The organism is Rhizobium sp. NZLR10, from assembly GCF_019685125.1.
Lineage (GTDB): Bacteria > Pseudomonadota > Alphaproteobacteria > Rhizobiales > Rhizobiaceae > Rhizobium.
Genome location: NZ_JABDWE010000012.1, coordinates 166,096 through 186,307 on the forward strand (window position 1 = coordinate 166,096; position 20,212 = coordinate 186,307).

General features: G+C 61.4%; 20 protein-coding genes, 1 tRNA gene and 2 pseudogenes. 15 read left to right on the forward strand and 8 right to left on the reverse strand.

The window, feature by feature from the left end; genetic code table 11:
- The first annotated feature begins 235 nt into the window (after positions 1 to 235).
- The 8 genes and pseudogenes from HJB82_RS19170 (at position 236) to HJB82_RS19200 (ending at position 6,589) form a co-directional block, all read left to right on the forward strand.
- Positions 236 to 1,094: pseudogene (locus HJB82_RS19170) on the forward strand (ornithine carbamoyltransferase).
- A gap of 217 nt (positions 1,095 to 1,311) precedes the next feature.
- Positions 1,312 to 1,569, forward strand: a pseudogene (locus tag HJB82_RS31650) (GNAT family N-acetyltransferase); the annotation flags it as partial.
- A 58-nt stretch (positions 1,570 to 1,627) separates the two neighbouring features.
- The gene (locus HJB82_RS31655) at positions 1,628 to 1,783 is read left to right on the forward strand and encodes a hypothetical protein (protein WP_259673972.1); all 156 of its coding nucleotides are present in this window, start codon (positions 1,628 to 1,630) and stop codon (positions 1,781 to 1,783) included.
- 91 nt (positions 1,784 to 1,874) lie between these two features.
- On the forward strand, positions 1,875 to 2,921 hold the full coding sequence (locus HJB82_RS19180) for an ABC transporter substrate-binding protein (protein WP_221131753.1): 1,047 nt from the start codon (positions 1,875 to 1,877) through the stop codon (positions 2,919 to 2,921).
- Positions 2,922 to 3,206: 285 nt separating this feature from the next.
- Positions 3,207 to 4,151, forward strand: coding sequence for a tripartite tricarboxylate transporter substrate binding protein (locus HJB82_RS19185; RefSeq protein ID WP_221141010.1), 945 nt, complete (start codon positions 3,207 to 3,209; stop codon positions 4,149 to 4,151).
- Positions 4,148 to 4,639, forward strand: a complete 492-nt coding sequence (locus HJB82_RS19190; RefSeq protein ID WP_221131755.1) for a tripartite tricarboxylate transporter TctB family protein — start codon at positions 4,148 to 4,150, stop codon at positions 4,637 to 4,639. Before HJB82_RS19185 ends, HJB82_RS19190 begins: the two co-directional genes overlap by 4 nt.
- A gap of 89 nt (positions 4,640 to 4,728) precedes the next feature.
- Positions 4,729 to 6,246, forward strand: a complete 1,518-nt coding sequence (locus tag HJB82_RS19195) for a tripartite tricarboxylate transporter permease (protein ID WP_221131756.1) — start codon at positions 4,729 to 4,731, stop codon at positions 6,244 to 6,246.
- A gap of 172 nt (positions 6,247 to 6,418) precedes the next feature.
- A complete protein-coding gene (locus tag HJB82_RS19200) occupies positions 6,419 to 6,589 on the forward strand; it encodes a hypothetical protein (protein ID WP_221131757.1) in 171 nt (56 codons plus the stop codon).
- A 167-nt stretch (positions 6,590 to 6,756) separates the two neighbouring features.
- On the opposite strand, the gene HJB82_RS19205 is transcribed toward HJB82_RS19200, so the two are convergent.
- Positions 6,757 to 7,848 carry a DUF475 domain-containing protein gene (locus tag HJB82_RS19205; protein ID WP_221131758.1) on the reverse strand — a complete coding sequence of 364 codons (1,092 nt, stop codon included), beginning with the start codon at positions 7,846 to 7,848 and terminating at the stop codon, positions 6,757 to 6,759.
- A 353-nt stretch (positions 7,849 to 8,201) separates the two neighbouring features.
- On the opposite strand from HJB82_RS19205, the gene HJB82_RS19210 reads away from it, so the two are divergent.
- From HJB82_RS19210 to HJB82_RS19220, 3 genes are all read left to right on the forward strand, one after another.
- On the forward strand, positions 8,202 to 8,432 hold the full coding sequence (locus HJB82_RS19210) for a hypothetical protein (RefSeq protein WP_221116432.1): 231 nt from the start codon (positions 8,202 to 8,204) through the stop codon (positions 8,430 to 8,432).
- A gap of 61 nt (positions 8,433 to 8,493) precedes the next feature.
- On the forward strand, positions 8,494 to 8,673 hold the full coding sequence (locus tag HJB82_RS19215; protein WP_221141012.1) for a hypothetical protein: 180 nt from the start codon (positions 8,494 to 8,496) through the stop codon (positions 8,671 to 8,673).
- Positions 8,674 to 9,033: 360 nt separating this feature from the next.
- Complete coding sequence (locus HJB82_RS19220) at positions 9,034 to 9,756, forward strand: hypothetical protein (protein ID WP_221141015.1); 723 nt, start codon at positions 9,034 to 9,036, stop codon at positions 9,754 to 9,756.
- A gap of 122 nt (positions 9,757 to 9,878) precedes the next feature.
- Here the strand turns inward: HJB82_RS19220 and HJB82_RS19225 are convergent, their stop codons facing one another.
- From HJB82_RS19225 to cpdR1, 4 genes are all read right to left on the reverse strand, one after another.
- A complete protein-coding gene (locus HJB82_RS19225) occupies positions 9,879 to 10,388 on the reverse strand; it encodes a hypothetical protein (RefSeq protein ID WP_207584375.1) in 510 nt (169 codons plus the stop codon).
- Between the two features lie 389 nt (positions 10,389 to 10,777).
- Positions 10,778 to 11,821 (reverse strand): porin, encoded by a 1,044-nt coding sequence (locus HJB82_RS19230; protein ID WP_221141016.1) that lies wholly within the window; start codon positions 11,819 to 11,821, stop codon positions 10,778 to 10,780.
- A 514-nt stretch (positions 11,822 to 12,335) separates the two neighbouring features.
- Positions 12,336 to 12,410: transfer RNA gene (locus HJB82_RS19235), tRNA-Val, on the reverse strand.
- Positions 12,411 to 12,494: 84 nt separating this feature from the next.
- The gene (gene cpdR1, locus HJB82_RS19240) at positions 12,495 to 12,857 is read right to left on the reverse strand and encodes a response regulator CpdR1 (protein WP_003542883.1); all 363 of its coding nucleotides are present in this window, start codon (positions 12,855 to 12,857) and stop codon (positions 12,495 to 12,497) included.
- Positions 12,858 to 13,045: 188 nt separating this feature from the next.
- On the opposite strand from cpdR1, the gene HJB82_RS19245 reads away from it, so the two are divergent.
- Both HJB82_RS19245 and hisN read left to right on the forward strand, forming a co-directional pair.
- The gene (locus tag HJB82_RS19245) at positions 13,046 to 13,927 is read left to right on the forward strand and encodes an N-formylglutamate amidohydrolase (RefSeq protein ID WP_221116430.1); all 882 of its coding nucleotides are present in this window, start codon (positions 13,046 to 13,048) and stop codon (positions 13,925 to 13,927) included.
- Positions 13,928 to 14,239: 312 nt separating this feature from the next.
- Positions 14,240 to 15,013 (forward strand): histidinol-phosphatase, encoded by a 774-nt coding sequence (hisN, locus tag HJB82_RS19250; protein ID WP_207581771.1) that lies wholly within the window; start codon positions 14,240 to 14,242, stop codon positions 15,011 to 15,013.
- A gap of 28 nt (positions 15,014 to 15,041) precedes the next feature.
- Here hisN and HJB82_RS19255 read toward each other — a convergent pair whose 3' ends face one another.
- Positions 15,042 to 16,016 (reverse strand): alpha/beta fold hydrolase, encoded by a 975-nt coding sequence (locus tag HJB82_RS19255; protein WP_221141018.1) that lies wholly within the window; start codon positions 16,014 to 16,016, stop codon positions 15,042 to 15,044.
- Positions 16,017 to 16,438: 422 nt separating this feature from the next.
- Between HJB82_RS19255 and HJB82_RS19260 the strand changes: the two genes are divergently transcribed.
- On the forward strand, positions 16,439 to 16,909 hold the full coding sequence (locus tag HJB82_RS19260) for an Hsp20 family protein (protein ID WP_207581769.1): 471 nt from the start codon (positions 16,439 to 16,441) through the stop codon (positions 16,907 to 16,909).
- Between the two features lie 68 nt (positions 16,910 to 16,977).
- Here the strand turns inward: HJB82_RS19260 and HJB82_RS19265 are convergent, their stop codons facing one another.
- Positions 16,978 to 18,027, reverse strand: a complete 1,050-nt coding sequence (locus HJB82_RS19265) for a bile acid:sodium symporter family protein (protein ID WP_207581768.1) — start codon at positions 18,025 to 18,027, stop codon at positions 16,978 to 16,980.
- 48 nt (positions 18,028 to 18,075) lie between these two features.
- Here HJB82_RS19265 and HJB82_RS19270 point away from each other — a divergent pair, with 48 nt between their 5' ends.
- A complete protein-coding gene (locus HJB82_RS19270; protein WP_207581767.1) occupies positions 18,076 to 18,930 on the forward strand; it encodes a LysR family transcriptional regulator in 855 nt (284 codons plus the stop codon).
- A gap of 23 nt (positions 18,931 to 18,953) precedes the next feature.
- Here HJB82_RS19270 and HJB82_RS19275 read toward each other — a convergent pair whose 3' ends face one another.
- On the reverse strand, positions 18,954 to 20,006 hold the full coding sequence (locus tag HJB82_RS19275; protein WP_221116428.1) for a low specificity L-threonine aldolase: 1,053 nt from the start codon (positions 20,004 to 20,006) through the stop codon (positions 18,954 to 18,956).
- Positions 20,007 to 20,212 lie beyond the last annotated feature (206 nt).

Consider the following 20,212-nt stretch of genomic DNA (forward strand, 5'->3'; position numbering starts at 1 on the left):
GCGATTCTAATCGACGAAGCGGAGTGATCTGCTTCAGCCGATGCTTTGGCGTCGGTATTATAAAAAGTGGCTGTCGGTCAGTTCGGGGCTTGAGCCGGACGTAGGCGCATGGCCTGGAAGACAATTGCGAGGGGTATCCGCCACGGAATGTGATTCGCGGTTGCTTCCGTGCGTGGTTGCTACGAGGCCGGCGCCCGTTATTGTGACGACGTTTCACGCGCGACGGAGATTTTGGATGACAGGTTCGACCCGGGATTTTCTGGAGTTTCAAGATATTCCGGAGGCCGGACTTCGATCGATTATCGCTCGCGCCGGGGAACTCGCCATAACTTGGGAAGAGCGCACCATGCCGCAGAACCTCGCGGGCAGGCGCGTCGCGCTGATTGCCGACGACGGCGGCTGGCGAAACACGAGTGCCTTCGATCTCGGCATCCAGGCGATGGGCGGTATCTGCGTGCATGTGCCGATCGGCTTCAACGGCCGAGAGGAAGCCGGCGATCTTGCGGGTTATCTCGGCAACTGGTTCGACATGCTGGTGATCCGCACGAAGGAGCTTTCTACGTTGAAGGCGGTGGCGGCAGCCTCGCCGGTGCCTGTCATCAATGCGCGCACGCGCTCCAACCCCCCTGCGAGACGCTCGGCGACCTTGCCTATATCAAGAGCCGGCGCGGCTCGATCGATAGGTTGAAGGTCGTTGGCGTGGCGGCAGACGCGAATATTCTCCGTTCCTGGGCCGAAGCGTCGATCGCATTGCCGATCGACGTGGTGCAGGTCTATCCCGAGCGCTGGCACATCCATGACGTCGCACTGCTCAACGGGCGCTTCCGCATGAGCACCGATATGGGTGAGTTATCAGATACCGACGGCGTCATCACCGATTCATGGCCGGACGAAGCCGCCGCGGAGGTGCTTGCCGGTTACCGGATCGGCACCGATATTCTCGATCGTTTGCCCGGCGACGCGATCTTCCTGCCGTGCCCGCCGGTGACGCGCGGCCAGGAGGTGACTGCCGGGGCGATGGAGCATCCGCTCTGCCTGCCAAGGCCTTTTTGCTGCATGCGCAAAATGCTCTGATGGAATGGGTCGCCGCCTAGAACAGGATGATTTTAGGCCCGCTTGGCCTAAAGTCTGAATCCTGTTCTAAGTTCAATAGTTAGAGCACGACGTCCGCCGAAAACCGGACACACTTTTCGGCATCGTGCTCTAGTTCGATCTCCACGGCGCAGCTTGTTCATGATAAAAGCGATGAGGCATCGGGAGGTTTGGCAAATGGCGGAACTGACGGTCGAGTTCGCTCAGAGCCAGGCGGAAATGACCGCCGTGCAGGATCTCTGCCGATCGTTCCGGCAATGGCTCTATGACAATTACCCGCGGCATCGACCAGTCATCGATGCCTATTACAATCCGCAGAAATTCGAGGCGCTGCTCGTCGACCTGCCGCAGATTCACAAAAGGCCGAAGGGTGCTATCCTCTTGGCGCGGCTCGATGGAGAGCCTGTCGGCTGTGTCATGCATCACGAGCAAGGGCCAGGCATTGCAGAGATGAAAAGACTTTTCGTCTCGGCGGCGGCACGCGGCCGCGGCATCGCCGCAGCGCTCTGCGAGGCATCGATGGCCCGGGCAAAGGATGGACGGCTACCACTCGATGCGGCTCGATACCGGCATTCTGCAGACGGCGGCGCAGGGGCTCTATCGCCGTCTCGGTTTCCGCGAACGGGATGCATATTATCCGGTCCCGCCAGCGCTTGAGCAGATCCTGCTGTTCTTCGAGCGCGAACTCTGACCCGCAAACGGGCGCCATCGACTGTCTGACCAGCGCCCTTGCTCCCCCCGGCATGCTCAGGCATTGTTGGGGCATGAGGAGAGTTTTCATCTTGCTGCTGGCGTGTTGGCCGGGCTTTGCGCTGGCCGATCAGGCCTTCTATCCGGCGAAGTCGGGCAGCGCCGATGCGCCGGTGCTGACGGTTTATTCCTCGCTCGACGAGCCGTTGGCGCAGCCGATGATCGGGGGTTTCCAGGAGGCCAATCCCGACGTTGCGGTCAGGTATGAGGACATGCTGACCGGCGACATCTACGACCGGATCGTCAGGGAGACAGATGCCGGCAAGAAGACAGCGGACTTTGCCTTTTCCTCGGCGATGGATCTGCAGGTGAAGCTCTCCAACGACGGATATGCGCAAGTCAGCAATCTGCCGATGAGTGCCGCCTGGCCGAAATGGGCGAACTGGCGCAACACCGCCTATGCGCTGACCTTCGAGCCGGCGGTGTTCGTCTATCACAAGCCGAGTTTTGCGCACGAGCCGGTGCCGAGCTCGCGGGCGGAATTCGTCGACTACTTGAACCGCAAGGGCAACGACGTCCATGGGCGGATCGGTACCTACGATATCGAGCGCTCCGGCGTCGGTTTTCTGTTCATGGCGCGCGACCAGGAGCAGTTCGGCGACATCTGGTCGGTCATCGGAGCGATGGGGGCTGCCGGCGTCAAGCTCTATTCAACGAGTTCGGCAATCCTCGAACGTGTGGCCGACGGGCGCTTCGTGCTCGGCTACAATATCCTCGGCTCCTATGCGGCCGACTGGGCCTCGCGCTATCCGGATGTCGGCATCGTGCTGCCGAAGGACTATACCGTGGTGATGTCGCGGATCGGGCTGGTGCCGCAGGCGGCCGCCGAGCCGGAGCTCGGCCGGCGCTATCTCACCTTCTTCATGTCGAGGGAGGGGCAGACGATCATGGCGCGCGAGTTGCAGATCCCGGCGGTCAGCCCCGAGGTGGCGGGGGAAAATACCGCCAATACGCTGCAGGAACTGCTCGGCGCCCAACTTCGACCGGTGCCGGTCAGTCCCGGACTGATGGTCTATCTCGACCAAGTCAAACGGGCGCGGTTGATCGCGCACTGGAACGAGGTTTTGCGGGCGCAGTGACGAGCCTCACGTTTCGGCCGGTCCATATGGGACCCCGGGATTTAGACCCGCGTCTGGCAATTACGGCAAAAAAGTGTCCTCTTCGCCCGGTTATCTCGCCGGTGTCAGCTAAATGACAGCTTGTTGTGGTGGCTTTGGCTACTTCTTCTCCGTGGAGGCGGAGAGCTGAAGCTTTGGGAGGTATCCTGCTCGTCATCAGGACACTTGCGTCCGCTGGCCGGCCATTCCTCCCGATTCCCTGGAGAATAACAGGCGGTTCGCTCAGCCGCCGACGGAGGAAACATCGTGAAGCATACGTTCATCGCAACCCTTTTTGCCGCGACCATAGCGCTGCCGGCCTATGCGGCCGACTACACCATCATCGCACCGGCGGCTCCCGGCGGCGGCTGGGACCAAACGGCCCGTTCGCTGCAGACCGCGTTGCAGCAGGAGAAGATCTCCGGCAACGTGCAGGTCCAGAACGTTCCCGGCGCCGGCGGCACCATCGGCCTTGCGCAGTTCAGCAGCCAGGCTGCCGGCAATCCGAATTCGCTGATCGTCGGCGGCTATGTCATGGTCGGCGCGATTCTCACCAACAAGTCGCCGGTGACGCTCAAGGACGTTACGCCGATCGCCCGGCTGACCGGTGAATATGAAGCCGTCGTCGTTCCTGCTGCGTCCGACATCAAGACCATGGCCGATCTGGTTGCGGCGCTGAAGAAGGATCCGGGCGCGGTTTCCTGGGGCGGCGGTTCAGCCGGCGGTACCGACCACATCGCCGTCGGCCTGATCGCCAAGGCCTCCGGCGTCGATCCGACGAAGATCAACTACGTCGCCTTCTCCGGCGGCGGCGAAGCGCTCGCCGCCATTCTCGGCGGCCAGGTCACGGCCGGCGTCTCGAGCTACAGCGAGTTCGAATCGCAGGTGAAATCCGGCACGCTGCGTCTTCTCGCCGTATCGAGCGACAAGCGCATCGACGGCGTCGATGCGCCGACGCTGAAGGAAGCCGGCACCGACGTCGTCATCCAGAACTGGCGCATGGTTGCCGCAGCCCCCGGCCTGTCGGCAGAGCAGGTGGCAAGTGTCACCGCCGATTTCGAGAAGCTGCATAGCTCCGCCACCTGGCAGGAAACTCTGAAGACCAAGGGCTGGGCCGACACCTATCTGTCCGGCGACGCCTTCAAGGCGCAGCTCGAGAAGGACGTCTCCGCCACCGAAGGCATTCTCAAAGATATCGGGCTTGTTCAATGAGCGAGGATAACACCTCCTCGGCAACGACACGCCGCCCTGATTGGGCGGCGTTCATCATTGCCGTTTTCCTCTTCGTCGTCGCCGGCGTGATGGCCTGGGACGCCTCGCATCTGAAAACGATCGCGCAATACGACCGCATCGGTCCGGCGACAGTGCCTGAAGTGGTGGCGTTCGGCCTCTTCTGTCTCGGGATCTGGACCGTCGCCGAAGCCTGGCGCGGCGAGTTTCCGGAGCGCGAGCGGCAGGAGGTGGCGCCGGTCATCTGGATCGTCGCCGGTCTGGCCGGCCAAATGCTGCTTCTGCGGGTCGCCGGCTTCTCGATTGCGACCGGCATCCTCTTCGCGCTGACGGCACGCGGCTTCGGCAAACGCAAGCTGTGGATCTCGCTGCCGTTTGGCATCGTCCTCAGCTTCGTCGTCTGGGCGATCTTCTCGCAGATGCTGCAGCTGACGCTGCCGGCCGGGCCGCTCGAGCATCTGTTCTTCTGACCGCGCGGGACGCGCTGTCGGCTGTTTTGATTTTGCGCGGCGCCTGACCTCGAAATCGCATGGTCGGGAACGCCGCTTGGGACACCAAGATGAACACATTCGAATTCCTATGGCAGGGTATCCTGGTTGCGATGCAGCCGATGAACCTGGTTTATGCGTTGGTCGGCGTGACGCTCGGCACCGCCGTCGGCGTGCTTCCCGGCATCGGCCCGGCACTCACCGTGGCGCTGCTATTGCCCGTCACCTACAAGCTCGATCCCGGCGGCTCGCTGATCATGTTCGCCGGCATTTATTACGGCGGCATGTATGGCGGTTCGACCACCTCGATCCTGCTCAACACGCCGGGTGAAAGCGCCTCGATCGTCACCGCGCTCGAGGGCAACAAGATGGCGCGTGCCGGGCGCGGCGGGCCGGCGCTGGCGACGGCAGCGATCGGCTCCTTCGTCGCTGGTCTGATTGCCACGCTCGGGCTTGCCTTCATCGCTCCCTATATCGTCAAGCTGGCGCTGGTCTTCGGGCCGCGCGAATATTTCGCGCTCATGGTGCTTGCCTTCGTCACCGTCTCCTCGGCCTTCGGCGATTCGGCATTGAGAGGGCTGACGTCGCTGTTCATCGGGTTTGCGCTCGCCATGGTCGGCATCGACCAGCAGACGGGACAGGCGCGGCTTTCCTTCGGCATTCCCGACCTGCTCGACGGTGTCGAGGTGACGACGCTGGCAGTGGCGATGTTTGCGATCGGCGAGACGCTTTATATCGCCGCGCAGGGCAACCGGATCGCGGAGAAGGTCGAGGCGGTCAAGGGTTCGCTGTGGATGACGGCTGAGGACTGGGCGCGATCATGGAAGCCCTGGTTGCGCGGCACCTTGATCGGCTTTCCGATCGGCGCGATGCCGGCGGGCGGCGCCGAAATCGGCACCTTCCTGTCCTACGCGACCGAAAAGCGGCTGGCGAAGAACCCAGAGGAGTTCGGCCATGGCGCGATCGAGGGCGTGGCCGGTCCTGAGGCGGCAAACAACGCGTCGGCCGCCGGCACGCTGGTGCCGCTTCTGACACTCGGCTTGCCGACGACGGCAACGGCAGCAATCATGCTGGCCGGCTTCCAGCAATACGGCTTGCAGCCGGGGCCGCTGCTGTTTGCCACCAATCCGCAGCTCGTCTGGGGCCTGATCGCCAGTCTGCTCATCGCCAATGCAATGCTGCTGGTGCTGAACCTGCCGATGATCGGGCTCTGGGTAAAGCTGCTGACGATCCCGAAGCCGTGGCTCTATGCGGGCATCCTACTGTTTGCAACGCTCGGGACGATCGGCGCCAACCCGTCGGTGTTCGAGCTTAGCATGCTGCTCGCCTTCGGCGTGCTCGGCTATCTCATGCGGCTCTTCGGCTATCCGATCGCGCCTGCGGTCGTCGGCCTGATCCTTGGGCCTCTGGCCGAGCAGCAACTGCGCCGGGCGCTGGCGATCAGCCAGGGCGACGTCACGACGCTGGTGATGTCGCCGATCGCGGCGGGCCTGCTTATCGTGGCAGCGGCGGCCTTTCTCATCCCGCTGATTCTGCGGCTTCGCGGCCGCGGCCAGGTGCTGGCGCAGCTAGCGGCAAACGAAGACTAGAACAAAGAAGGCTAGAAGAAAAAGACGACATTACCCCCTCCCTCGAGGCCGGCCATGGAAATGTGTGCCGGCCTCCTGTTTCTGCATGGCTGAGGTGATTTTCTGAGCATTGTTGCAGCGGGTGCGGGTGCCCACCTATAACTGGTCAATCATAGAGCGAGAAGAAAAGACAATGTCCGCTATCCGTAATTCAGTCCATACCGGTTTCCTTGGCCGCGCATTTGCTGCGCTCGGTGCCGCAAACGCCGTCAGCGCCGCTGTTGAAGCCGGCCGCCGCCCGCGTGCCCGCGATCTGAGGGAACTCGGCATCGACCCGGTCTCCTTTGGTCAGGTCATCCGCTAAGACCTTCAAGGCATGAATGCATGAAATAGCCCGCAACCGGTTGGTCGCGGGCTTTATTTTTGTCCAATGGGGATGCCGCAACGCTGGGCGTCGCGGCTTTGGTCTTGTTTATGCATGTCGTCATCCCGGAACCGCTGCACACTTCCGGGCGACGTGCATTGTAATCGTCAGGCGTGAAGCTCGTCTTGCTTGGCGGTGTGATCCTCTATCCGCTCGCGCTTGTTGTGGCGGATGGACGACCAGAGCGACAGGCCGATGAGGGCTGCGCCGCCGAGACCGGTGATCACCTCGGGGATGTGCACCAGGGTCTGCGTATACATGATCACCGCGAGGATCAGGATGGCGTAGAAGGCGCCATGTTCGAGATAGCGGTATTCGGCAAGCGTTCCCTTCTCCACCAGCATGATCGTCATCGAACGCACGTACATGGCGCCGATGCCGAGGCCGATCGCAATGACGAAGAGGTTCTGCGTCAAAGCGAAGGCGCCGATAACGCCGTCGAAGGAGAAACTGGCATCCAGCACCTCCAGATAGATGAAGGCGCCGAGGCCGCCCTTGGCGGCAGCGCTCATCGTCTGCTGCGAGGCATCGAGCAGCCCGCCGACCACTTCGACCGCGAGGAAGGTGAGCAGGCCGTAGATGGCGCAATGGACGAAGACGGTGGCTTCCTCGCCGCCGATCAGCCAGGAGAAAACGAGCATCAGCGTCAGCACGAAAGCGATCTCGATGCCCTTGATGGTGGCCGAGCGGGCCATCATCCTTTCAAGGCTCGGAAGCCAGTGGATCTCCTTCTTGTGGTCGAAGAAGTAGTTGAGGCCGACCATCATCAGGAAGGTACCGCCGAAGGCTGCGATCGGCAGATGCGCGTCATTCATGATGCGGGCATATTCGGCAGGTTCGCGGGCGGCTAGCACCAGAGCATCCCAAGGGCCGATCTGTGCGGCGATCGCGACGATTGCCAGCGGGAAGACGATGCGCATGCCGAAGACGGCAATGATGATGCCCCAGGTCAGGAAGCGCTGCTGCCAGACCGGCGTCATCTCCTTCAGCTTATTGGCATTGACGATGGCATTGTCGAAGGACAGCGAGATCTCCAGCACCGCAAGCACCGTGCAGATGAAGAAGACGGTCGCCATGCCGCCGATCGTGCCGGTCGTCTGCCAGCCGAGCACGGCGCCGAGAACGAGGCCGAGGGCAGTGACGATGAAGGCCCAGCGGAAATAGCTGAGCGAGGATTTGTGGGTTACGGACTGGATCATGGCCGCACCTCGCGGCCGCAAATCCTGTTGAAAGGGGTGGCTATGTTGGAAAGAGGAGGCATGCCACCACGGGCATGCGGGTCAGGCATGGTGAGCTTGTTCATCGATGAAAAATCCGCCGGCTAAGCTGCAGGCGATACCGACATCACGAGAGCGCCGTTAAAAACTCTCGCCAGAGGGGCCCGGCACCAAAGTTCCCCGTCAGCCGATGTCTGGAAGGCTGCGGGATAGGCCCTAGGTAATGAACTTCCCCGGCCTGTCAAGGCCGGTGGCCGCATGGAGATCAGGTGTTTTTTTGGAACCATCCCGGTGCCCGACCGTTAGCCACTGGTTGAGCTTAAAAGAGGAGGCCGATGATGCACACTTCGACCCATGTCCCCGACAAACGCGCAGAGGCTGCCGACCGCATGAAGCGGGCAAAGCCAAATCGCATGCAGAAGGCGCAGGTGCTGCCGCCGCATCAGGTCGACCTGACACTGACACCCGGCGTCTATCACGACATTCACGTGCCGGCCCACGTTACCGGTGCAGATCTTTCCAAGGGTGGTCCCGACATCAAGAGCAATGCAGAGACCAAGAAATAACCAGCATTCCGGAAGGCTCTTTTGCGCACTGACGGCAGATTTGAAACAGGGTGAGAACAATATGACGATCAACTTTGTGCCCCGCGAGATCTTCATCCGGCACGAGAATGAATGGCAGGCCGTACGCGAGGCGGCGGACGAGCGCATCAATATCCGCAAACGGGAAAAGCCGCTGGCCGCGTCCGTCGGTGGCACGACACCGGTTGCAAAAAACGATCCTGCAGCCGCACCCTCCGAATGAGCAACAGACAATCACGCAGATACAGGCGCCCGGTATGATGCCGGGCGTCTCGTTTTCGACTGGTCCTCATCCCGATCGACATGCCGTGCGGAATTGGAGCCGAGCCGTTGTTTGAGCTTCCAGAAGGCGAAGAGCACGCAGGCGGCGGCCAGCGTCGTGAGAAGGCAGTCGGCCGATACGGGATTTGTTCGGCTTTTTCCCCTCAGGCGTTTCGATTCCCCCACCGGCTTCTCCGATGCCGGCCGGTGCCTAAATGTCATTTGAGGTAAAGATCGGCGAACAAGACATCATCCTGTCGCCGCGCCAACCTTTCAGAAAGGATTGGGCGGCGATAATCCCTGCCTCACGGGAATCGGACAGATGGCCAGGACAGCGACACGCGGCCGCCGCAAGGCGCCGGCGAGAGGAAAGAGCAAAGCGAGCAGCAGTGGCGGATTGCTGCCCTGGGCAGTGATCGGCATCGCCGCGATCGGCGGCATTATCGCCCACGACCATTGGAAGAGCATTCAGCCGATGTTTGCAGGGCAATCGGCGTCGATGACGCGGGAAACGGCGGAGCCGAGACCTGCCGTCAGGAAGGACGTGTCGCCGAAGCAGGTGGCGCTTGCCACACCCTTGCCGAAAGCCGTACCGCCGGCGCCGCAATCGCAGCTGCTGCCGCCGGCGACGATCCCGACGCCGGTCATCCAGCCGGTCAAGGCGGTGCCGTCCCCGCTTACCCCTGCCAATCCGGAAACCGGGACGGTCGCGTTCGGTTATTGCGGGCAGGGCGCCCATATCAATTGCGTCGGCGATGGCGGCGTCTTCTGGTACAAGGGCGAGAAGATCGTGATCGCCGATATGGCAAGCCCTGTCGTCGACCAGGCGCGCTGCGATGGCGAACGCAGGGTCGCCTTTGCCGCCAAGTCGCGGCTGCTGGCGCTTCTGAACGCCGGTCCCTTCACCATGAATGCCGCGGGCAAAGCCGAGCCCTCAGGCGCGCCGCGCGTCGTCTCGCGCGACGGGCGCTCTTTCGGCGCGCAGCTGATCAATGAAGGGCTGGCGCGCAAGCCGGGCGCTGCCGGCGGCGCCTGGTGTGCCTGACGGCCAGAGCATTTCCGTTTTTCTTCGAATCACGGAATGCTGTGCCTCTTTGTTTTCACGCAATCTCGGGTTTTCACTCAATCCCGGACGTAAAATCGCCGCGCACTTTTGCTGGAACTGCTCTACTTTCCCTTTTTCACCAGTTTGCCGCCGGTGCGGAAGCTGCCGGCAAACGAGGAATCCTTGCTTTCGGCAGTGCATTCGATCGCGATCGGCTTGCCGGCATAGGGATTGCCGAAAGTGCAGAAGCCGGCGACCTTGACCTCCCCGGTCATCTTGTTGCCGACACCCGTGGTGACGAGGCTGAGCGGCAGGCGGGCATTACCGTTGGAAGCGGGCTTGATGCCGCTACCGTCGCCCTGGAACCCAAGCGCCTTGCCATCCGACGTGAAGATGAAGGTCACCACCCCATTGGCGAGGGTGACGCTGGCAAGTTCGTTCTTGCAGCCCTTGGTGGCATCGAACTTGGCGACAACAAGCTTGGCGCATTTGCCGGACAGCGTAATGACCCCCGGAGCCCCTGGAAACGTCTCTACAGGAGCTTGCGCGGCAGAAGCCGGCAGGGCCAGGGCGACGGAAAAAATGGCGGCGGCAACAAACGCGGATAACTTCATTTCGATCTCAAACCCCATGTCCTGGCGAGGCGAATCACACCTCTCAGCCTCGATTCGCCATGGCATGGCTCTGTGTCCGAATTTGGTTCCATTGTCCCCGCGGCACAAAGATACCATGGCCGCCGGGCCTGCCGGCGATCGATTGCAAGGTCAAGCAATGGGATTGGCGGCCGGACATCGAAAAAGGACCGATGTGACGCGACGATGGCAAGGCGCTCATCGAGCGCCTGCCGTCTTGGACGCACTTCTGGTCAAGGGGAATGGGCCCAGGCAGGGAAATCCAGGCCCATTCTTTCCCGATCGGAGGTCAGTCAGATCAGGAATTTGTAGCTGCCGGTTTACAGTGCCCCGCGTCTTTTAAGACGCACAGAGGACGCTGCAGCACTTTGAAGTGCTGCAGCCTTTTATTAGAACGCGCGCTGCAGGCGGAAGTAGCCCGAGGTTACGTCTTCAGCATTGTCCGGATCGAGGTACTGAACCGAAACCTTTGCCGAGAGGTTTTCAACGATCTGGTAGTCGATCGTTACGCCGGCCTTCCAGGCGCTGACGTCGTCGTTGAACTCGCCAGCAGTGACACCGTAGTTGTCGTAGTACTGAACAGCCGGGGTAATCTTCAGCTTGTCAGTCGCCTTGATGGCGTATTCGGCCGCGATCGCCCATTCAGCCTTGTTGTAATAGGCGTTCGGGTTCGTTGCGTAGACAACTGCGAGGCCGAGCGTGCCCGGACCGACAGCAACCGTACCCATAGCGCGGACGGCGCCTTCTTCGTTGTCGGTGTCGTAACCGGCAGTGATCTGGTAGCTGAATGCACCAGCCTTGCCGCCGAGACCGACTGCAACGCCGACGTTGTTGGCGGTTTCGCCATCATAGAACGGGCTGTCTTCCAGCTCGTCGACGCTGATGCCAGCGTAGAAAGCGTCGGTTTCGTACTGATAACGGATGGAGTTATGCAGCGTGACCGGCGAACCGATGTCGTCGGTTTCGCCTGAGAGGCCGTCATCCCACCAGCTGTAGAACAGACCGGCGCGGAAGCCGGCGATGTCGATATAAGCGGAGTCGAGCTGAGCCTTCTGAGCGGTTGCGTTGTCAGCATTGAACTGCATGACGATGACGCCGGTCAGCGGACCGTATTCGGTGTCGCTCTTGGCGGTGAACTGAACCTGGCCGCGCGTACGGGCGTCCCAATCCGAGTCGTTGGCGACGGAACCGCCGCCGCCGGCGCCGATCGAGCTGGCGTGCGGAGCAACGTCAACCTGGAAACGGATGTAGCCGTTGATCTTGAGGCAGGTTTCGGTGCCCGGGATGTAGAAGTAGCCGGTGCCGTAAGCGTCGCAGACGCGGACATATTCAACCGGTTCCGGTTCGGCAGCAACGATAGCGTCGGCAGCCTGAGCGCCGGATACTGCTGCAAGTGCAGCAGCGGAGCCGAGAAGAAGGCGCTTAATGTTCATGGAATAACCTCCAGTTCAGATGCAAGAGGATGAAGACCGTTGCCATCGGCAGTCCCTACGTATCTTCACCCCGTGTGACCGAAGCGGCACCCTTTAGCTTGGCGCCTGCCTCGCCGCGGAAATTACATAGGCGATGCTGCGCCGCAACGAGATTGTCGATCATGACAGTAGGCTCGGTCAGCTATGTTGCTGAAATAACACGCGTTTTGTCACAAACCCGTCATCTCTCCGTCACAAAACCGGACTTCCGGATGCTCGAGCAACGAGGGGCTGAATCCCAGCGAGTGATGTGCAATTGATGATCGTGTGAGCACGCCCTCATATGCGGCGCGTCATGACTGCCATCTGCACGGACCAGCCAAGGCCGACAACATGGTTTGCCGGGACAGGCCATGTCGATGTCGCCTCGAGAAGCGACGAAGGTCCGGCATCGGCAAAAATAAATGGGATGGAGACCGAGAAAATTCACCAAACAGCGGCTTGGCGAAATCCCTTGTGGGGCAAGGGGATCGGATGGTGGGCGTGACAGGGATTGAACCTGTGACCCCTACGATGTCAACGTAGTGCTCTCCCGCTGAGCTACACGCCCATCCGATGGCGGCGGATAGATCACAAAACCTTTGGAGCCGTCAATAGGCTTTTTGCAGTTTTGTGACGTGCCGCCCGGCAAGCCTTACGCGGCAAGCATCTTGTTGACCTCGTCAACGAGATCGCGCAGGTGGAAAGGCTTGGAAAGGACCTTGGCATCCTTCGGCGCCTTCGAATCAGGGTTCAGCGCCACCGCCGCAAAACCGGTGATGAACATCACCTTCAGGTCGGGGTCGAGTTCGGTGGCGCGGCGCGCCAACTCGATGCCGTCCATTTCCGGCATGACGATATCGGTCAACAGCAGCGAAAACGGCTCCTCGCGCAGCCGGTCGTAGGCGCTGGCGCCATTGTCATAGGAAAGGACCTTGTAACCGGCCTTTTCGAGCGCTTTCACCAGGAAGCGGCGCATGTCGTTGTCGTCTTCTGCGAGAAGTATCTTCTGAGTCATCAATCCAGACCGCTGATCAATAAGTTTTTGGTGGGCTGCCAAGCGTTTACACTAGTCTTCACCCGGTAAACAACCGGTGAATTGCCCGTGCCCGACCGCCATCCCTGCTACATAGTATGGACTTGAGGCCGGGCAACTGGCAACATGGGCAAAGCAGTCAGTTCATGACATGGTAAAGAGGGCCGAAAGTGCCGGAAATACGCGAATACGAGCTTTTTGAGGTTCATGAGCCCGTGTCGCAGACCATCCCTTTCGTCTACAACTCCCCCCATAGCGGCCGTATTTATCCACCGGAATTTATCGCGCAGTCCAGGCTCGAGGGTATCGCCATCCGTCGTTCCGAGGATCACTATGTCGACGAGCTGTTCGGCTCGGCCGTCGCACTCGGCGCACCGCTGCTGGCGGCCAACTTTCCGCGCGCCTTTCTCGACGTCAATCGCGAGCCCTACGAACTCGATCCGCGGATGTTCGACGGGCTGTTGCCACCCTATGCAAATGTCAATTCGCTCCGCGTCGCCGGCGGGCTCGGCACCATCCCGCGTATCGTCGCCGAGAACATGGAGATCTATGCGCGGCGCCTGCCGGTGCAGGAGGGGCTCGACCGGGTCGAAGCGGTCTACAAGCCCTATCATGCGGCGCTGCGCCGGCTGATCGCGCGGACGCATGTGCAGTTCGGTTTCGGCGTGCTGATCGACTGCCACTCGATGCCCGGCAATGTGCGCGTCGCCGGCAGCACCGCACGGCCCGACTTCATAATCGGCGATCGTTATGGCACCAGCGCTTCGGCCGAGCTTTCGCGCGCGGCCATCGCCATCCTCGAGGAAATGGGCTTTGCGGCGATCCGCAACAAGCCTTATGCCGGCGGCTTCATCACCGAACATTACGGCCGGCCTTCGCGCGGACTGCACGCGCTGCAGATCGAAGTGAACCGGGCGATCTATGTCGACGAGGCGACGCTGGAGAAACGCGCCGACTTCGCCGCGGTCGCTGAGGCAGTCACGGGTTTCATGCAGCAGATGGCAGATTATGTCGAGAAATTCGCCGGCGATCGGGCGCTGGCCGCCGAATAACCTCTGTCGATTATACCGACGTCTTTCCACTTGGTCTTCCCGGCCAAAAAAAACCGCGCTTGTAAGCGCGGCTAAGTCTAGGGAGGAAACACCCAAGGAGGGTATTTACAGTCAGAAGACTGTACAAACGACGCTACTATTGCATTGCACAAATGTCAAGCAATATATTGCGCTGCGACATCTTTGGGCAGTGGGCGCGTAATGGAAGCGATTGGAGGGTTCGTCGCAACCCTATCGAACTGCCTGCTGTGTTTGCATTCCCGCTGCTTTTCGTTATGAAAGCGTCACTCCCGCCAGCCAAACGGATCCCTCATGCTTCCTGACCGTTCGTTCTTCAACCGCCTGGCGGAAGCCGCCCGAGCCGAGACGCTGCCGCGCTTCCGCTCCGGTCTCGATGTCACGAACAAGCTTTCCTCCGGTTTCGATCCGGTGACGGAGGGCGACCGGGCGGCCGAACTCGCCATCCGGGCGCTGATCGAGGAGAATTTCCCCGGCCACGGCATTCTCGGCGAGGAACACGGCAATGTCGGGCTCGACCGCGAATATGTCTGGGTGATCGATCCGATCGACGGCACGCGTGCGTTCATCTCAGGCGTGCCGGTGTGGGGAACGCTTATCGGCCTGCAGAAAGAGGGGCGGGCGATCATGGGCATGATCGAACAGCCATTTACCGGCGAACGTTATTTCGCCGACCAGAACGGCTCGCTCTATACCGGGCCGGAGGGGGAGCGGCGGCTGGCGACGCGCCAGTGCGACACGCTTTCGAACGCCATCCTGTTCACCACCTCTCCGCATCTCTTTAACGGCGAGGAGATGGAGAAATACCGCGAGATCGAGGGTCAGGTCCGGCTCTTCCGCTACGGCTGCGACTGCTATGCCTATGCGCTGCTTGCCGCCGGCCATATCGATCTCGTCATCGAAAACAGCCTGAAGCCCTATGACGTCGGCGGCATCATTCCCGTCATCGAGGGGGCGGGCGGCATCATCACCACCTGGGACGGCGGACGGCCGGAAAACGGCGGCTCGATCATCGCCGCCGGCAGCCGGGCGGTCTACGAGCAGGCGATCGCCGTCCTGCAGCGCTAATCCCAAGCTCGGTCGTGCCGATCGGGTGTCAGGTTCCGAGGGCGACGACGTCCTGGTTTTCTTCGGCATCGCTGCCGGGAATGAAGGCGTGGAAGGCGGCAAGGGCTGCCGCGCGGTAGGTATCCCGTTCCTGGAAGATCTCGTGGCGGGCGCCGTTGATCGGCACCAGTTGACCGGCGCGGAAATAACGCGATAGCCGCTCCTGCGCCGTGTAGGGCACGACACCGTCACGGGTCGGGGCGATGACGATGGTCGGGATGGTGATCGAGAAGAGATGGTTGGGTGAGGTCACCCGGTCCATGGTGCGAAAAGCCTCGATCAACCAGCGGGCCGTCGGCGGCCCGAGCGTCAGCTCCGGATGGGCTTTCATCATCGCGACATTGCGCTCGAAACGGTGTTCGTCCGAGGTCAGCGGATTGTCGCGGAAATCCGGCTCCTTCAGTTTCGACGTCAGCGGCAGGAAGCCGAGGCCGAGGGCGGTCAACGTGCCGGCAAGCGTTCGGATAACGCGCGGTGATGCCGACTGGCCGGTCAGGCCGATGAAGGGCGCCGACAGCACCATGCGATCGATACGGGTGGTAAGATAGGGGGCGGCCGAGAGCGCGATCAGCCCGCCTGTGGAATGGGCGAGCAGGTAGAAGGGCAGGCGTGTATCCGGCAGCACCACCTTTTCGAGGAAGGTGTCCAGATCGCGCTCGTAATCGACGAAGCGGCGGATGTGGCCGTGATTGCGGCGCTTCAGCAGCCGCGGCGAACCGCCTTGGCCGCGCATGTCGAAGGTAGCGACCCAGAGGCCTTTGGCCGTCAGGTCGCGGATCGTCTCGAAATATTTTTCGATATATTCGTTGCGGCCATGCAGGATGACGACAGTGCCCTTGGCGACCTGGGCGCCGGAACGGAAAACGGCATAACGCAGCCGGTGGCCGTCATGGGTTTCGAAGAACCCCTCCGTGCGGTTTTCCGGGGCGGGATTGTCGGGCGTCGAATAGAGAACCTGATCCATGACTTTGCCAATGCGCCGCTGCTGACTGCTTCGTCTTCAGGGATAACGCATGGCATCCGGCTTGGAAAGCGTTGGGGCCGCCAAGCCGCGGCCCGAAAAGGGCCGGCAGGAGCATGAGGTGCTCACAGCCGGCCGAGTTTGAAGCTGAAGAAGAAGGGACGATGCACTTCAGCCGCCGGGACCAGATTCACCCGACGTTGCGATCTCTAGGCTCATGCGCCTGAATGCGCTCCGAACCGGCCGTTCATGCGCGGTTCACGGGCCGATCGAGGCGATTCCGAAAGGGTCTTGAACTCGTCAAATCCCATCACCATCTCCTCTTTGCGGGTGCCGAAGAGGGCCCGCGCAACCGTCCCGAGGCCGCCAAAGATGGGGTTTCAGGGGCATTTCATCGCAACACGTCGCTTCCACAGGAGGACATCATGCGTCACGTAGACTTCTCTCCCCTTTATCGCTCCACCGTCGGTTTCGACCGGCTGTTCACCATGCTCGACAGCCTTGCCCAGCCGGAGCAGGCCCAGACCTATCCGCCCTATAATATCGAGCGCACCGGTGAAAACACCTATCGCATAACCATGGCCGTTGCCGGTTTCGACGAGACCGAACTTTCGATCGAGGCCCATGCCCATGTGCTGTCGGTGAAAGGCGAAAAGAACGAGGAACCTGCCGAAAGCGGCGAATTCCTCTACCGCGGCATTGCCAAGCGCGCCTTCGAGCGGCGCTTCCAGCTTGCCGACCATGTTGAGGTGACGGCCGCTTCGCTGAAGAACGGGTTGCTGCACATCGACCTTCTGCGCAACATTCCCGAGGCCATGAAGCCCCGCAAGATTGCGATCGCCGCAGAACCGATCGAGGCTCCGAAGGCCATCGAAGCGCAGATTATCAACGGCTGATTGTTTCCCCTTCGGGTAAAAGAGACGGCGCTCTCATCGGGGCGCCGTTTTTATTATGGCATTGCGGTTCAAGCCGGGCTCGCGGCTTCGTCTATTTCCTTTTCCGTCGCCCGGCGGGCTGCGGCGGCCGCGTATTTCTGAGCGATAACGGCGCAGACCATCAACTGGATCTGGTGGAAGAGCATCAGCGGCAACACGATCGCGCCGATCGACTGGCCGGCGAAGATGACGTTGGCCATCGGCACGCCGCTTGCGAGACTTTTCTTCGAGCCGCAAAAAGTGATGGTGATCTGGTCGGGCCTGTTGAAGCCCAGGCCGCGGCTGCCGAACATCGTCAAAACGAGGACAATTGCCAGCAGAACCATGTCGGCAACGATGACGACCGCGATATCGGCGATCGAGAAGGTATGCCACAGCCCCTCGACGACAGCTGTGCTGAAGGCGAGATAGACGACCATCAGGATCGAGCCGCGGTCGACCGGCATCAGGATCTTTTTCTTGGCGCGGATCCAGTCGCCGATCCAAGGCTGCAGGATCTGGCCGACAATGAAGGGGGCAAGCAGCTGCAGCAGGATCTGCTGCAGGGCGTCGAAGGAGAAGCCGCCATGGCCGCCGACCGAAAACAGCAGGCCGACGAGCAGCGGTGTCAGAAACATGCCGAAGATGTTGGATGCCGAGGCCGAGCAGATGGCGGCAGGCACGTTACCGCCGGCCATCGAGGTGAAGGCGATCGACGACTGTACGGTCGACGGCAGCACGCAGAGGAAGAGGATGCCGAGATAAAGCGGCTGCGGCAGGATGGTGTCGGGAATCAATCCGAGCGCCAGGCCAAGCAGCGGGAAGATGCCGAAGGTGGTCAGCAGGATGACGAGGTGCAGTCGCCAATGCAGCAGGCCGGCAATGACGACATCGCGCGAGAGGCGGGCGCCATGCAGGAAGAACAGCAGCGCGATGGCAAGATCGGTGGCGATGCCGAAATAACCCGCGAAAGTGCCGTGTGCCGGAAGCAGCGAGGCGAGGATGACGGTGCAGACCAGCAGGATGGTGAATGTATCGGGCAGAAAGCGGCGCATGGCGATCTCGCGGCATGATAAAACAGTCATTGCTTTCTCGTCCATTGTGATCCAGGATGCAAGGAATAACAGTTATCGAGAAACTGGATATTCATGCTCGACCTTTCGCAATTGCGCAGTTTCGTCGCTGTCGAACAGATGGGCAGTTTCACGCTCGCCGCAGACAGGTTGGGCCTCGGGCAGTCGACGGTCAGCCAACATATCCAGCGGCTCGAGGCTGCGCTTGGGCGCAAGCTGCTCGTCCGTGACACACATAAGGTGATGCTGACCGGCGATGGCGAGGCGCTATTGTCGCACGCGCGCGCGATGCTTTCGATCGCGGGGCAGGTGCAGTCGCTGTTTCAGAGCAACAGCCTGCGCGGCAGCCTGCGGCTCGGGGTGTCGGAGGATTTCGTCACCAGCCAGTTGCCGGCGGTGCTGGAGGATTTCGTTCGTTCGCATCCGTCGGTCGACCTGGAACTGACGGTCGCACTATCAGGCGTCCTCTACGAGATGCAGGACAATGGCGAGATCGACCTGGTGCTCGCCAAGCGCCGGCTCGGCGATGCCCGCGGAAAGCTCGTCTATCGCGAGCCGCTCGTTTGGCTGGCGCGTGATCCGGAGCGTGTGCTGGCCTCCGGCCCTTTGCCGCTGATCGCCTTTCCGCCGCCGAGCGTCACACGGGTAATCGCCTTGGAGGCGCTGGCGCGAAACGGCGTCGCCTGGCGGATCGTCTGCACCTGCGGGAGTCTCAGCGGATTGACGGCGGCGGCGCGGGCCGGGATGGGCGTGCTGGTGCAGCCGCGCAGCATGGCGCCCTCGGGCCTGAAAGAGATCGCTGCGGGTAAACTCCCGGTGCTGGAGGATGTGGAATTCGTGCTGGTGCCGCGCAAAGGGGCGGATCAGGCGCTGGTCTCGGCGCTGTCGGACGATATTCTGCAAAAGGTGAGGGGGCTGAGGTCGGGGTGAGGCACTGCCGTTTCGGCGGTCGATCAGGCGGCCAGGCACTTGAGGAAACCATCCACGTCCGCTTCCGTCGTCGCGAAGCTGGTGACCAGGCGGATCAGGGTTTCACTTTCGGAAACGAGCTCGGGCGTTGCCGCTGGGGTCGGCCATTCGTAGAATTTCGCGCCCTTTTCCTCGGCGGTTTTTGCCGCATGTTTGCTGACGACGGCAAAGACTTCGTTGGACGCGGTCGGCCAGGCGAGGCGCGCGGCGTTGCTTATGGCAATGCCGGCGCGCAGTCGATCGGCCATGCCGTTCGAGTGGCGGGCGAGATCGAGCCAGAGGCCATTTTCGAAATAGGCATCGAACTGAGCGGCGATGAAACGCGACTTGGAGAAAAGCTGGGCGGCGCGCTTGCGGATGAACGGCATTTCCCCGGCTTGATCCGGATTGAAAAAGACGATCGCTTCCGCGCACCAGCAGCCGTTTTTGGTGCCGCCGAAGGACAGCATGTCGACGCCGCGTTTCCAGGTCATTTCGGCAGGCGTAGCGCCGAGCGCGACCAGCGCGTTGGCGAAGCGGGCGCCATCCATGTGGAGCGGCAGGCTGCGCTTTCTGGCGATGGCGGCGATCTCGCCGATCTCCGGCAGGGAATAGACGGTGCCGATCTCGGTTGTCTGGGTGATGGTCACTGCGCTGGCGCGGCCTTGACGGACGGCATCTTCTGGAAAGCCTGCGATTTTGGCGACGAGCTTCGCTGGGTCGATCTTGCCGGCTTCGCCGTCGACGGCAACGAGGCGGGCGGAGTCGGAGAAGAATTCCGGAGCCCCGCATTCATCCTCGATCACATGAGCCTGCGAATGGCAGAAGGTGATGCCGCCGGGGCGCTGGACGCTTGCCAGCGACAGGGAGTTGGCGGCCGTGCCGGTGGCGACGAAGAAGACCGAAACGTCGCGCTCGAAGATCTCGGAAAAGCGGGCCGCGACCTTCTTGTCGAGATCGCCGGCGCCGTAGGCGGCGGCAAAACCGGTCGATTCCATCAGCAATCGTTCGGCAATGGATCGATGGGCGCCGGCCCAATTATCGGAAGCAAAGAACATGAGGGGAAACCGTTGGAAGGGAAAGCTTGGCAAGTCGCAGCGGAGATTACGCCAAAGCTTCACGGGATCAAGGTTGCCGCTCGCGACACATCACAGAAATCGAACTACGCAATCAATAAAAAGAATAATCACGAATATTGTAATTTTATGTCGCGACGACCATTTCTCGGGCAATCTTCCGTCGCAAATTGATGTTTTTTAGCGGC

Coding starts and splice junctions, on each gene's coding strand:
- HJB82_RS31655 (WP_259673972.1), top strand. CDS start 1,628: ATGGACGGCTACCACTCGATGCGGCTCGATACCGGCATTCTGCAGACG.
- HJB82_RS19190 (WP_221131755.1), top strand. CDS start 4,148: ATGAGCGAGGATAACACCTCCTCGGCAACGACACGCCGCCCTGATTGG.
- HJB82_RS19195 (WP_221131756.1), top strand. CDS start 4,729: ATGAACACATTCGAATTCCTATGGCAGGGTATCCTGGTTGCGATGCAG.
- HJB82_RS19200 (WP_221131757.1), top strand. CDS start 6,419: ATGTCCGCTATCCGTAATTCAGTCCATACCGGTTTCCTTGGCCGCGCA.
- HJB82_RS19205 (WP_221131758.1), bottom strand. CDS start 7,848: ATGATCCAGTCCGTAACCCACAAATCCTCGCTCAGCTATTTCCGCTGG.
- HJB82_RS19210 (WP_221116432.1), top strand. CDS start 8,202: ATGATGCACACTTCGACCCATGTCCCCGACAAACGCGCAGAGGCTGCC.
- HJB82_RS19215 (WP_221141012.1), top strand. CDS start 8,494: ATGACGATCAACTTTGTGCCCCGCGAGATCTTCATCCGGCACGAGAAT.
- HJB82_RS19220 (WP_221141015.1), top strand. CDS start 9,034: ATGGCCAGGACAGCGACACGCGGCCGCCGCAAGGCGCCGGCGAGAGGA.
- HJB82_RS19225 (WP_207584375.1), bottom strand. CDS start 10,388: ATGGGGTTTGAGATCGAAATGAAGTTATCCGCGTTTGTTGCCGCCGCC.
- HJB82_RS19230 (WP_221141016.1), bottom strand. CDS start 11,821: ATGAACATTAAGCGCCTTCTTCTCGGCTCCGCTGCTGCACTTGCAGCA.
- cpdR1 (WP_003542883.1), bottom strand. CDS start 12,857: ATGACTCAGAAGATACTTCTCGCAGAAGACGACAACGACATGCGCCGC.
- hisN (WP_207581771.1), top strand. CDS start 14,240: ATGCTTCCTGACCGTTCGTTCTTCAACCGCCTGGCGGAAGCCGCCCGA.
- HJB82_RS19255 (WP_221141018.1), bottom strand. CDS start 16,016: ATGGATCAGGTTCTCTATTCGACGCCCGACAATCCCGCCCCGGAAAAC.
- HJB82_RS19260 (WP_207581769.1), top strand. CDS start 16,439: ATGCGTCACGTAGACTTCTCTCCCCTTTATCGCTCCACCGTCGGTTTC.
- HJB82_RS19265 (WP_207581768.1), bottom strand. CDS start 18,027: ATGGACGAGAAAGCAATGACTGTTTTATCATGCCGCGAGATCGCCATG.
- HJB82_RS19270 (WP_207581767.1), top strand. CDS start 18,076: ATGCTCGACCTTTCGCAATTGCGCAGTTTCGTCGCTGTCGAACAGATG.
- HJB82_RS19275 (WP_221116428.1), bottom strand. CDS start 20,006: ATGTTCTTTGCTTCCGATAATTGGGCCGGCGCCCATCGATCCATTGCC.